This is a genomic window from Rhizobium sp. NZLR10 (assembly GCF_019685125.1).
GTDB lineage: Bacteria > Pseudomonadota > Alphaproteobacteria > Rhizobiales > Rhizobiaceae > Rhizobium.
The window spans coordinates 368,761-381,563 of the sequence record NZ_JABDWE010000003.1 but is presented as its reverse complement, the minus strand read 5'-3'; the positions used below and the strand labels follow the sequence as shown (position 1 = coordinate 381,563).

The window sequence follows — 12,803 nt, the reverse complement described above, 5'->3', positions numbered from 1 at the left end:
CTCTCTTCCCTTTCCCCGCCGGTTAACTGAGCCATCAAGCGGCTCCGGCGGCTGCGCCGAAGTCAGTTTGCCTGCGGCGGCTCTCCCGATGACGCCGTAAGCTGGGTGAAAGTCTGTTGCTGCCCGAGCCAGGTCTGGTAGTCCGCGTCGTCGTCGACGACGACGGTGCCGCGCATTTGCGGGTGGCCGACGCCGCAGAGTTCGGCACAGAGGATCTCGAAGGTCCCAGTCCGCGTCGGCGTCAGCCAGAAATAGGTGATCATGCCGGGGATCATGTCCATCTTGGCGCGGAATTCCGGCACGTAGAAATCGTGGAGCACATCGACGGAGCGCAGCAATATGTGCACCGGCTTGCCGATCGGCAGATGCAGCTCACCGCCCTCGATGATGACGTCGTCGAGGCCGCTTGCGTCGTTCTTGTCGAGGCCGAGCGGATTGTCAGGAGTGACGTTGCGCGTCTCCGCACGGCCAAGCTTTCCGTCCGCGCCCGGCAGGCGGAAGCTCCACAGCCACTGCTGGCTGACGACCTCGACCGATGCGGCATCGGCGGGCACCGTGATGAACTGGTTCCACACAATGAGGCCGGGCGCCAGCATCGCCGCGACGCCGACCGCCGTTCCCCCTGCCAACAGCAATTCCAGCCGACGGTTTTCAGGCTCATAATGCGCCCGGTTGCCGGGCTTGTGGCGGAAGCGGAACACGCAGTAGGCCATGAACGAAATCACCGCTACGAAAACGGTGCCGGTGATCCAGAAGGTGATGACGAGGGTACTGTCGATATAGGTCCAGTTGGACGCGATCGGCGTCCACCACCACGGGCTCAGCACATGGAACAGCACCGAGCCGACGACAATCAGGACGAGGATCAGCACGACAGCCATTTCCGCTCCTCCTCGAGCAGGTTGACCGTGAAACCGCATTCCGCAGAAAGTCCGTGTTTATTATCGCACAGATAGAAAATATCGGCAATTACGGCAATTTAGGCATGCGCCGTCGGCCGCGACCCGTCATTTGGAGTATTCAACCTCACTGGGAATATTGCTTGAGATAGGCGATGAGATCGGTGATCTCCTGGTCGTCCTTCAGGCCGACAAACGCCATCTTCGTGCCCTTCACCTTCGCTCTCGGATTGTGCAGATAGTCACGCAGCACCGTCTCGTCCCAGACGAGACCGCCTTCGCCTGCCGCCTTCATGCCGGCCGAATAGGCGAAATCAGGATGCGTTCCCGCCTTCCTGCCAAACAGCTTGTTCAGCGACGGGCCGACCTTGTTCGTATCGGACTCGGCGATATGACAGGTCGCACATTTTTTGAAAACGGTGGCGCCCGCCGTCGCATCACCCTCCTGCGCCCCGGCGACAGCAGGGAAAAGGGCAGTCACAGCTGCACCAATCAGCAGAACAACACGGTAATCCATGGCAAACCTCATCCTCCTCAAGGTCGCCAGCCACTCACACCGTCCATTATCTCTCGCGTGTGGGTGGTGGTTGTTATGGCCCAAAGCTTAGTCCTTCGCGGATGCAAGTCAATCGCTTCCACATTTGGGTCACCTGAACGCCTCTGATACCAGGTGGACCCGACGCGGATAACTGCCACGCCAGCTGACGCCCTTTTTGACTACTCCCCGATCGAGAGCGCTTCCTTTACCGCCAACTCGGCCATGGCAAGCGTCGCCTCGCGGGTTCTGGCGGCGGCGATGAAGCGGCCGTTGTGGCAGAAGGTCGCACCCTCTATGCCGCAAACCGCCTCCAACTCTCCATTAGCAAGACCGGCCCAGGCTGCCGGCAGATCGGCCCTGAGCTCGAAACCCTGCTCGGCACGGCGGATGCCGGTCACGCACCAATCTTTTTCGCGCGGGTGGACGACGAACAGCAGGTGATCGGCGCCGGCCTTGACGATGGCGGGACGGAAGGGCATTCCTCTTGGCAATTCCAGAACACGCCCTTGCCCCGCAGCCTCGATCGCCCGATGCACCATCGCCTCGGCCCGCAGTTTTGCGGCACTCTGGGCGATCCTCGCCTCAACGAAACTGCGGGCAATGGCAAGAGCCGCATGGAAGGCGCGATCGTCTGCCTCGGGGTCCGCTTCGTCGAAAACCGGTTTCAGGGTCTCCAGCAGCGCCGGCAGCGTTAGCCCCGCCAGCGGTCCCGAGGGGCTGAGCGCACCGTTGTCGGTCAGATCGATCGGCAGCACGAAGCCGGCATCGAAAGAGCCATGCACCACATCGACATGTGTTTCGGGAAGGCCGGAGGCTGCGAGATAATCACGGCCGTAATGCTTCCAGATCAAGCCGAACGAGCTGTAAGGCTGGCCATCGTCGCGCAACGGCGCGCCGCGCTGGTGGTGATCGAATATCCCGGCATCGGGGTCGTAGACGCCGCCGACATCGTAGATGATCCGGTCTTTGCCCGGCGTGATCCATTCCGGCGCCCGGCTGCGGACGATGCGCGCCTGCGGGAAAAGCCGGGTCAGGATGACGCTCGACAGCAATTCGTCGGCATGGAAGCCACCGGAATGGGTGACGAGAAAATTGGGGATCATGAAAGGCCTTGTCGTTTTCGGCGGGTCCGCCTGGGTCAGCACCAGATAGCGGTTGGCGGATATAACGACAAGCCTCTATGGGATGAGGCTCTTGGACTTTGGCGTATTGGCGCCTGCAGTGACTGCCGCGGTGGAATAGCAAGAGCAAACCCCCGGCATCCCCGAAGCCTGGGCGCGGAAACCTCCAACGCCCCTCATCCTGATGCGCGTAGCCCACAGGGCGAAGCCTCGAAGGACGCGCTGCAGCGCTGCTCCTTCCGCTGGCGCACCCACCTCGCCCTTCGAGGCCTGTAAAGGTCGGCCGAAACAACTGCGCAGCGGTTTTGGCCGAACGACGTGCATGAAATCAGAGGCCTAAGACAGCGCCGGTCCCGGCTGTCTTGCAACCAGCGCACGGCCACCCGCCGCGCCGGCATGAAGGCAGATGAGCCCGATCGCAGCGATAGAATTGATCAGCAGGACATTTGCCACGACCGACGCCGAAAACGCGCTCTCGCCTGACGGAAGCACCGCCGTTGCGGCAAAGAGTACGCCTTCATAGGCAACGAAGCCGGCCATGAAGGCGCCAGCCGCGGTGACGGCAAGGTCCGCCGCGAGACGAAGCACTCCGAGCGCTGCCGCCAGAGATGCGATTGCAGCGATACCGATCGCCAAGCCCCAGGCATAACTGTCCCAAGTCTGGGGATAACCGAGCAGGAGATATCCGACCATCTGGTTGGCGAGCCAGGCCAGCAAAACCGCCGTCACCGCCATCCGCCGAGGAAGAATGACCGCTGACACCGCCGCCAAGGCCACGAAGGGCGTCACGCAGGCAAAAAGCAGGCTGAGAGCGACGCTAGCACCTGAAATGATGACGACCCAGGCGACCGCGAAACCGGGAACGACCGGGCGCAGGGGAAACTGATTTCTTTCGAGCATCGCGAAACTCCGTTCGACCGGGCGCCCGCGCCCCAGGAAATCATACGCCAGTCCTGGAAAAATGCCAGTAAGCCTCTCCCTGAGAACGAATTCCCAGCCGCTCAATCCATGACGTATTGGATATGATGCCGGCCATGCACGGCCGATTTCTGGACATGGGCGCGAACGCCGAAAACACGGGCGATCATATCCTCCGTCAGCACATGCTCCGGTGCGCCCGAGGCGACGACCTCGCCCTTCTGAAGCACCGCCAGGCTGTCGCAGAACATCGCCGCCAGGTTGAGATCGTGCAGCGCGACGATGCAGGTGATGCCGAGTTTCGAGATCAGTTGGAGAATGTCGAGCTGATGCTGGATATCGAGATGATTGGTCGGCTCGTCGAGCAACAACTCGCTCGGCGCCTGCGCCAGCGACCGCGCGATATGGACACGCTGGCGCTCGCCGCCCGACAGCGTCTGCCAGAGCTGGCCCGCCCGCTCCCCCATGTCGACCCGTAACAAGGCCTCATCGACCGCGGCATCGTCCTCCGCGCCCCAGGGCGAGAGCAGCCCGCGATGTGGCGTGCGGCCGAGCCGCACCGCGTCGCGCACCGTCAGCTGCGTATCGGTCGTCGACTGTTGCTCGACGAAGGCGATGCGCCGCGCAAGGGCTGCGCGTGACAGCGAGGCGATATCGTCTTCGCCCAGCCGGATGACGCCACTGCGGACCTTCCGCAGCCGGCAGATCAGCCTGAGCAGGCTCGATTTGCCGGAGCCGTTCGGCCCGAGCAGACCGAGCACCTTGCCCTTTGCCACCGTCAGGCTGACGCCGTTGACGATGACCGTGTCGCCGGCGGCGAAACTCACCGCATCGATGGTAATGCTCATGCACTCCTCCGGACGCGATAGAGGATGACGGCGAAGGCCGGCGCGCCGAAGAGCGCCGTGACGACGCCGATCGGCAGGACCTGCTGCGGGATGATGATGCGCGAGACGATATCGGCGCCGACCATGTAGATTGCGCCGCCGAGCGCCGTTGCCGGCAGCAGCCGCCGATGGCCCGGCCCGACGAGAAAGCGGGCGGCATGCGGAATGACGAGGCCGACGAAGCCAATCGAGCCCACCACGCTGACGACGCTTGCCGTCATCGCCGCCGTCAGGCCGAACAGCAGGATCTGGACGCGGCGCACGGCAATGCCGAGCGAGGCCGCCGCATCCGTGCCGAAGGAGAAGGCGTCGAGCGCCCTGACATGGACCATGCAGATGACGAAGCCGGCAAGCGCGATCGGCACCGAGAGATAGACATCCGGCCAGCGCACGCCGCTGAGCGACCCCAGAAGCCAGAACAGGATGCCGCGCGCCTGCTCGGCATTCGCCGATGTCGTCACTATGTAGGAGGTCAGCGCATTGAAGAGCTGCGAGCCGGCGACGCCGCAAAGGATGATGCGCTCGCCGGTTCCCCCCGCACCCGTCGCAAGGAAGCCGATCAGCAGAAAGGCGATGACCGCGCCGATGAAGGCGCCGCTCGACAGGCCGAAAACACCGTAGCCGAAGCCGAGGATCATCACGCACACCGCTCCCGTCGAGGCGCCGGCAGAGATGCCGAGCACGTAGGGTTCGGCCAGCGGATTGCGCAGCAGCGCCTGCAGCACGGCGCCACAGAGCGAGAGCGACGCGCCGGCGCTGGCCGCAACCAGCGCCCGGCTCAGCCGATAATCCCAGACGATGCCCTGGTGGATGCGGCTGAGCTCGAAATCCGTGCCGAACAGCCGGTTCGACACCGCCTCCGCCGTGGTCGCTAGCGGGATCGCGATCTCCCCGATCGAAACAGCGAGACTGATCATCAGGCCGAGAAGCAGAAAGGCAGAAATGGTGAGCGCGCCAAGCGCCCACCATCCGTGTTGTCTGACCGACATTGCCTTCACTGCGAGAGACCGAAGGACTTGATGCCGTTCGCCAAGGTCTCGATGCCGTCGATCGTACGGATCGTCGGGTTCATCGATTGCGCGTCCATCATCACGAAGTGCTCGTTCTTGACCGCGTCAAGCTCCTTGGTCACCGGGTCGTTCTCGAGAAAATCGATCTTGACCTTCGGATCGTCGGCGGCGTAGCGGCGCCGGTCCATGGTCGCCAACACGATAACCGCCGGGTTCACCTGAGAAATGGTTTCCCAGCCAACCAGCGGCCATTCCTCTTCGGTTGTCACGACATTCCTGGCGCCGATCGCCTTCAGGATATAGGCAGGCGCGCTGTTCTTGCCAGCGATGAAAGCATCGCCATTGACTTGCTTGCTGGAGAACCAGAAGACGATGGGCAGGTTCTTGCCCGATGCGCCTGATATCGACGCGACGGCATCCGCCTCGCGCTTCTTCAACTTGGAAATCAGCGCATCGCCGCGCTCCCTCACGTCGAAGATCTCCGAGAGCTCGGCGATCTCACGGTAGACCAGCTCCATCGTGAACAGCTCCTTGCGCACACCGTCGCCGCCATCGGTGTTGACCTTGGCGACGCAATCGGCCGGCGCGAGATAGGTATTGATCCCGAGATCCTGGAACTGCTCCCGCTTGCCGACGGAGCCCTGCGCGCCGACATGCCATTCGAACTCGGCCGCCACCAGGTCGGGCTCCCGCCCAACAACGGATTCGAAGCTCGGATCATTGTCGGCGAGACGCTTTATCTTGCTGTTAGCCTCGGCATATTGCGGCAGGACGGGACCTACCCAGACGGCCGTACCAGCAATCTTCTCGGCAAGGTCGAGCGAGAAGAGAATTTCAGTCATGCCCTGGCCGATCGAAACGATCTTCGACGGCGCCTTCTGGAACGTCACCTGCTGACCGCAATTGGTGATGGTCAAAGGATATTGGGTGGCGGCAAGGCTCGGTGCCGCAAGGCCGATCAGCCCGAAGGCAAATGTCATGGTGGCGAGAATCTGGCGCATGAAAAACCTCGATTGAAGAGAAAAAGCATGGTTATGCCGCACCCGCGGCCGAAGGCACGGTGATACGTGCGCTAACCGCAGGAGGCCCAATCGAGACGGATGCATGCCGAAATTCGGCGAAGGTTCAGAAGGTCAATCATGTCTGTTCCTTGTCCGGGCATCCCCGCCCGGTTGATTGGATCGTGATTGACGGCAGGTCTCCTGGCTTGCGGATATCCGTCGGTTCATCCGCCTTCCCGCGATATCTCGCAGTGGCAGGGCTATAAGCCCTTCAGAGATGGCCAGTCGCTGGCCACACCTGAGATGATCGACAATCCGCATACAGTTGCGGGGGCAGCCACGGTCTCGGTCCCTGCTGGGTCGTCCTTACCGTGTTCCCTATTAATCCCCTTGGAGTCATCTTCAGGGAACCGTCGCCCCCAGTTACGTCGCCTGCCCGCAAGACGTCAATGCCTATTGCGGAGGATTGGGTTCGTGCGGGTGAAAAATAGAGACGGAACGTAGGGGGCCTGTTGGCCGGTGTAATACCTGCATCCTCGCCTCCTCAGGATGAGGCTCTCTTGAGCGTTGGCGCCGCTTTCTCCCGTTCCCGCTGTCGTGAGCGCGGCATCCGCCAACGTCCCTGATGCTGATGTGCGCAGCCCGAGAGGGCGAAACCTCGAAGCACGCCGCACGCTACTTCTTGCTACAACGCATCCAGCGGTATCTTCAGATACCGCCGCCCATTTCCCTCCGGCTCCGGCAATCTGCCTCCCCGAATATTCACCTGTAGCGCGTGCAACATCAGTTTCGGCTTCGGCAGCGTGCGGTCGCGCGCCTGGCGCAGCGCCACAAAGCCGGCCTCGTCGATGCCTGATATATGCGGGTTACCGTTTTTCTGGGCGGCCACCTTGCTTTCCCAGCGCGCGTGGCGCCCGCCGGGCTGATAGTCGTGGCCGGAAAAGAGCCGGGTCTCATCGGGCAGCGACAGGATGACCTGGATCGAGTGCCAGAGGGCGCTGGCGCTGCCGCCGGGGAAATCCGTGCGCGCCGTGCCGGAATCCGGCGTAAATACGGTGTCGTGCACGAAGGCGGCATCGCCGATCAGATAGGTCACCGAAGCAAGCGTATGGCCGGGCGAAAACATCACACGGGCTTCAAGCCCACCGATCTCGAAGGTGTCGCCATCGGCAAACAGCCGGTCCCACTGCGAGCCGTCGGTTTCGAGTGCCGGCAAGTTGTAGATCTCCTTCCAGAGCACCTGGACGTCGGTGACATGGGCGCCGATCGCCGTCGGCGCGCCGGTCTTTCTCTTGAGGTAATGCGCGGCGGAGAAATGATCGGCATGCGGATGCGTGTCGAGGATCCACGCGACCGTCAGCCCCTCGCTGTCAATATGAGCGAGGATGGCGTCGGCATTCGCCGTTCCCGTCGCGCCCGACATCTCGTCGAAATCGAGCACCGGGTCGATGATGGCACAGCGTTTTGTCACCGGGTCTGAAACGACATATTGCACGCTGCAGCTGCGGGGCTCGAAGAAAGCCTTCACACCAGCCGCCTGCCCAGCCCGCTTTTCCAGCCAGCGGCGTGCGCCGGCAAGATCGAAGCCGAGTCTTTGGCCGAAGACCTCGACCTCTCCGGGCTGCATCCGCCCGTCGAGCACCTCTCCCAGCACATAGAGCGTCAGCGCCCGTGTGCCGCTCTTGCAATGAGCAACGACCGGCCCCTTCGCCTGCGTCATCGCCATCTGGAAAGCGCGGATATCGGCCTCGGTGATCTCGGCCCCTTTCACCGGCACGAAGCTGTAGGCGAGCCCCGCGGCAGCAGCAGCAGCCTTTTCCGCGGCATTGCCAGGCTGCCCCGGCTCCTCGCCATCCGGCCGGGCATTGATGACGCCGGCAAAGCCGTTTGCCGCAAAAGCGGCAAAGCCCGCGGCATCGGGCTGTCCCGTCACCGATATCAGCTCATTGACCCTCACGGATGTCATCGAAGCCCCCATGCTACCTGCATCATGCAGTATCGCATGTATATCGATACAATCTCACAAGTATATTGCCGAGCGCAAGAATAGCCGCCTGGCGTTCCCCGCGCCTGCGGCAAGTCCGCAAACCTGAATGATGCCGGCTACGCCATCGAAGCCGCCTTCAACCGCGCCTTCTCCCGCGCCTTCGCCATCCCGCCGGTCGCCTGGCGGGCGATGGCGCGGGAATAGAGCGAGAGTGGGCGTCAGACATCGAGCCGATAGCATTCACCTGGTCGGCAAAGCTTCCGCATCCTGCCCTTTTCCGCCAGCCCCGGCGCCCCCCAAGAGAGCCTCATCCTGAGGTGCCCCGAAGGAGCCTCGAAGGACGAGGCGGACGCTCGGCGCGGCGGCAATATTGATGCGGAGCAGTGCCGCCGCGTGTCCTTCGAGGCTCCGCCCTGCGGGCTCCGCACCTCAAGGATGAGCAGCGTTGGAGGACGCCGCCCCCATAAGCTCCGTTGTCAATCTTACGCAAGGCCGCGATGGTCGATCAGCGCCATCATGGGCTCTTCAATCCGAGCGCCAGCGTCATGTCGTTGATGATCCCCAATCGCGCTTCGATCACCGCGATTTTCGCGGGCGTATCAGCACCGAAGGCGTCGATATCGATGAACAATTGCTCACATCCGCCCGGCGTCACCATGCCGAACATCTGACCGGGTTCGTCGCTTATGTTTCGCCAGCTGTGCTGTACATGCGGCGGCAGAACGACGACGCTTCCCGCAGGCGCATCGAACTCCTCGTCGCCGCATTGAAATTGGTAGAGCCCATGGATGACTCGAAAGACTTCCGTCTCCCGCGTATGCGTGTGCGGGGCCGGACCATGACCCGGCGGGGTGAAGGTTTCCCACATCCCGAACGCGCCGCCGGTCTCCTTGGCCGTGGCATGGATGACGATCCTCGCGCCGAAGGGCGTTCTCGCCAACCGCTCCTTACCGGGCAAAGAAACCACGGCGCTCCTGAAACTCGACATTTCTACCTCCCTCGGCAAGCTTTTGCCAACGGCCGCGTCGTCACCCCTGCTGCGCCTCGTTCAAGCATCCCATGATAGTCGAATCCCCGCGGCGGAAAAACAGACAAAGCCGCCCGATATCCTGCAATGCCGGCGGCTGCTCGACATCGGCAACGATGTAAAGCTATGGTTCAGCCGGGATAGACTGATAACGCTCGCGCATGTCTTACGGGGTCAGCCTCAAATGTCTGAACGAGACCGCGTCGCCGGTTTTCAAACTCTGGGAGGAAGCCGCTGTATTCGAAGAGATCGCTTCGATGCGGGCTTTGAACTATCCTCGCCACCTCACCCTCGCCGTCTATCAAGAGCTTGCTTCCGATCGGTTGGCCGAGGCGTTCGAGCGTGTTTTCCGCACGCGTTCGACCGTGACCGTGAACTTTTCGGGTGCCAGTTATTTCGAGAACGAGTTCATCGTCTTATGGGCGCGTCCGATTGCGGACGACGCGCTTTTCCAGTTGCACGCGGCACTGCACCAAGAGATCGATCCCGCATGCTGTCACGAGCACTATAGGCCCGGCAACTGGGTACCTCACTGCACCGTCGCCGCAAAAGTGCCGAAGGCAAAATCAGAGATCGCGATCAACTGGGCGAACGAAAACCGGATGCAGTTCGCGGTGAATTTCGATGCCGCAGACTGTGTCCGATTTCCGCCTGTGGAGCTAATGAGCGAGATCGCATTGACGCAGCAATGACGGCCGGCGGCGCAAGGCGACCTGCTTGATACGACAGCTTTCAGTGGTCGATGCAGAGGATGAATGCCGGGCGGAGTCTGGCCGTTGGCACACCGCAGGACCTTCCGGTGACACAAGCCGCGCCCTCTCTCCACCCTCATCCTGAGGAGCCCCGTAGGGGCCTCGAAGGACGAGGGTGGCCAGTGGCGGTTCATCTGGCGGTGGATGTGGACTTAAGCGCCGAGCCACCCGCCCTCGTCCTTCGAGGCTCCGGCCTTTGGCCTGCGCACCTCAGGATGAGGGCTGATCGGTGTGCCGCTGGGTTAAGTTGACGGTGTGCCATGCCAGTGGGCACTGTCGGCGACGCGGCAGTCGAACAGAACAGGCATGTCCACCTCGATCATCTCCAGGATTGCATCGTCGAGTTCGGCCAGCCTCTCGCAGCGAATGCCATGTCCGCCATAGGCTTCGGCAAGCTTCACGAAATCCGGGTTTCCGTGCTGGCGCTGCGTTCCCTGATCGCCGCCATTGAGAATGAAGATCTTGATCGGCGCGTTGTGCTGCACGGCGGCCGACATTTCCTTCATCGTCACCTGCACGGAGGCATCGCCGGCGATGTCGATGACAAGGCTGTTGGGATTGGCGATCTGCACGCCGAGGGCGGCGGGCAGCCCGTATCCCATCGTCCCCAGGCCGCCTGACGTCACCCAGCGGTTCGGTCGCTCGAAGTCGTAAGATTGCGCCGCCCATATCTGATGCCGGCCGACCTCCGTCGTGATGTAGGTATCCCGATGCTTCGTCAGTTCATAAAGCCGCTCGATGGCATATTGCGGCATGATGACGTCCTCGCGCTTCGCATAGGAAAACGATCGGCGCGCCCGCCAGTCGGCAATCGCGCTCCACCACTCGGTCAGCCGCGCCCGGTCCGGCGCCTGCGGCAGCGCCCGCCACAGGCGAACGAGCTCGGCCAGCACACCCGCGGCATCGCCCCGGATGGCGATATCGGCGCGCACAGTCTTGTTAAGCGAGGAAGTATCGATATCGATCTGGATCTTCCGGGAATTCGGTGAGAAACCATCGACGCTGGCGGCAAGCCCGCCATCGAAGCGCGCCCCGATGCAGAGCATGAGGTCGCAGTCATGTATTGCCATGTTGGCCTCGTAGGAGCCGTGAAGCCCGGCCATCTTCAGCCAGTTCGGGCTGGAAGCCGGATAGGCGCCGAGCCCCATCAGCGTCGACGTGACGGGAAAGCCGGTGAGATCGACCAGTTCACTCAGCAGTTTTGACGCTTCAAGACCGGAATTGATGACACCGCCGCCCGCGCAGATAATCGGCTTACGTGCCGTCGCCATCAGAGCGGCCGCAGCCTCGATCTCCCTGATGTCGCTTAGGCGGTCCGGCTGATAGCTCGTCCTCGGGGCGACTGCCTCAGGCGGCGTGTAGTTGCCGCTCGCAAACAGCACATCCTTCGGCATGTCGACCAGAACGGGGCCGGGCCGGCCCGATCCGGCGATGCGAAAGGCTTCGTGGATGGCCGCCGCCAGATCATTGACGTCGCCGACCAGCCGATTGTGTTTCGTGCAGGCGCGGGTAATGCCGACGGTATCGCATTCCTGAAAGGCATCGGACCCGATCAGCGACGTCGGCACCTGGCCGGAAAGGCAAACGAGCGGCACGGAATCCATCAAGGCATCCTGAAGGGGCGTGATCGCGTTGGTGACGCCGGGGCCTGAGGTCACCAGCATGACGCCGACCTTGCCCGTCGAGCGGGCATATCCCTCGGCGGCATGGCCGGCTCCCTGTTCATGGCGAACCAGAATGTGTCTGATGTCTTCCTGCTGGAAAAGCTCGTCGTAGATCGGCAGCACCGCAGCACCCGGATAGCCGAATATATGCTCGACGCCATTGTCTCTCAGCGCCTGGAGAACGATTTCCGCGCCGGTCATCTGCGCGCGCGGGGTGTCGATGGAATGACGGGATCTCATGGTTCCGTTCCTTGATCAGTGTGATGATGTGTGGAAAGTCCGACGAGGCCCGCGCCCAAATTCAGGGCATAAAAAAAGGCCCCGTCAGGAGCCTGCTTACCGCGCATGGGTGCTTTCGCTGGATGGTTACACCATCCTGCCCATGCGCCCGATCACCACTGCCAGAACCAATGCGATTTTCATAGCGTCACAGCTAAAGGCAAATCGGCTCGTCGTCAATGCTTCCGAAGGAGACGAAACCGCCCGCGCGAGAAGGCGGGCGGTTGCATCATCGTGTGATGTCCTGGCTATGCCGGGGTGTTCAAGATTAGTTCTGGCCCTGCAGGCGGTCCATGACCTGGAGCAGCAAGTCGGCGCAGGCCTTCATCGGTTCATCCTCGGCGCATTTCAGATCGATCCGGGTGGCCCCATCCTCGATCCGGAAATGCGCGGCCTTGGACGGCGGCGGCGGCGGCGGGCGATGACCGCGGAAACCGCGGAAACCCCTGTCGTCGCGGAAACCCATATCGTCTCTCGAACCATGCCACCGGTCATCGGGACGATCTCCCGGCCGCGCATCCGGCCCACCCATCATCGGCTCGTTATCACCGGAAGCAGGCGGTGGCGGTGGTGGTGGTGGTGAGGCCGGGTCGGCCGCCACGGGCGGAGCTCCGGCGGGTGGCGGGGCGGGCGGTTGTTGGGCGAAGGCGGTGCCGGCCAGTGCGGCAAGAGCAAGGCCTGATAGGAGAAGTCTTTGCATGGGAATTGTTCCTTTGCGGG

Annotated in this window: 12 protein-coding genes and 1 riboswitch; of the genes, 1 reads left to right on the top strand and 11 read right to left on the bottom strand. The window is 62.5% G+C overall.

The window, feature by feature from the left end; all coding sequences use genetic code 11:
• Positions 1–62: 62 nt before the first annotated feature.
• From HJB82_RS07485 to HJB82_RS07445, 9 genes are all read right to left on the bottom strand, one after another.
• A complete protein-coding gene (locus HJB82_RS07485) occupies positions 63–881 on the bottom strand; it encodes a cytochrome c oxidase subunit II (RefSeq protein ID WP_207580933.1) in 819 nt (272 codons plus the stop codon).
• 145 nt (positions 882–1,026) lie between these two features.
• Positions 1,027–1,416: a cytochrome c family protein gene (locus HJB82_RS07480; RefSeq protein WP_221133138.1), complete on the bottom strand. Its 390-nt coding sequence runs from the start codon at positions 1,414–1,416 to the stop codon at positions 1,027–1,029.
• A gap of 200 nt (positions 1,417–1,616) precedes the next feature.
• Positions 1,617–2,540, bottom strand: a complete 924-nt coding sequence (locus HJB82_RS07475; protein ID WP_207580935.1) for an MYG1 family protein — start codon at positions 2,538–2,540, stop codon at positions 1,617–1,619.
• Positions 2,541–2,894: 354 nt separating this feature from the next.
• Entirely contained in the window at positions 2,895–3,458 is a 564-nt protein-coding gene (locus HJB82_RS07470) for a hypothetical protein (RefSeq protein WP_207580936.1), read from the bottom strand.
• A gap of 101 nt (positions 3,459–3,559) precedes the next feature.
• A complete protein-coding gene (locus HJB82_RS07465; RefSeq protein ID WP_207580937.1) occupies positions 3,560–4,324 on the bottom strand; it encodes an ABC transporter ATP-binding protein in 765 nt (254 codons plus the stop codon).
• A complete protein-coding gene (locus HJB82_RS07460) occupies positions 4,321–5,352 on the bottom strand; it encodes an iron ABC transporter permease (protein WP_221139769.1) in 1,032 nt (343 codons plus the stop codon). Before HJB82_RS07460 ends, HJB82_RS07465 begins: the two co-directional genes overlap by 4 nt.
• 5 nt (positions 5,353–5,357) lie before the next feature.
• Positions 5,358–6,374, bottom strand: coding sequence for an ABC transporter substrate-binding protein (locus HJB82_RS07455; protein WP_221139768.1), 1,017 nt, complete (start codon positions 6,372–6,374; stop codon positions 5,358–5,360).
• A 173-nt stretch (positions 6,375–6,547) separates the two neighbouring features.
• Positions 6,548–6,804: riboswitch (cobalamin riboswitch) on the bottom strand.
• Between the two features lie 255 nt (positions 6,805–7,059).
• Entirely contained in the window at positions 7,060–8,340 is a 1,281-nt protein-coding gene (gene blh / locus HJB82_RS07450) for a bifunctional sulfur transferase/dioxygenase Blh (RefSeq protein ID WP_221116759.1), read from the bottom strand.
• Positions 8,341–8,875: 535 nt separating this feature from the next.
• Entirely contained in the window at positions 8,876–9,349 is a 474-nt protein-coding gene (locus HJB82_RS07445; RefSeq protein WP_207580941.1) for a cupin domain-containing protein, read from the bottom strand.
• A 200-nt stretch (positions 9,350–9,549) separates the two neighbouring features.
• On the opposite strand from HJB82_RS07445, the gene HJB82_RS07440 reads away from it, so the two are divergent.
• Positions 9,550–10,080, top strand: coding sequence for a 2'-5' RNA ligase family protein (locus tag HJB82_RS07440; RefSeq protein WP_207580942.1), 531 nt, complete (start codon positions 9,550–9,552; stop codon positions 10,078–10,080).
• Positions 10,081–10,382: 302 nt separating this feature from the next.
• On the opposite strand, the gene ilvB is transcribed toward HJB82_RS07440, so the two are convergent.
• Complete coding sequence (ilvB, locus tag HJB82_RS07435) at positions 10,383–12,005, bottom strand: biosynthetic-type acetolactate synthase large subunit (RefSeq protein ID WP_246762762.1); 1,623 nt, start codon at positions 12,003–12,005, stop codon at positions 10,383–10,385.
• Between the two features lie 346 nt (positions 12,006–12,351).
• Positions 12,352–12,783: a hypothetical protein gene (locus HJB82_RS07430; protein ID WP_207580944.1), complete on the bottom strand. Its 432-nt coding sequence runs from the start codon at positions 12,781–12,783 to the stop codon at positions 12,352–12,354.
• Positions 12,784–12,803: the final 20 nt, after the last annotated feature.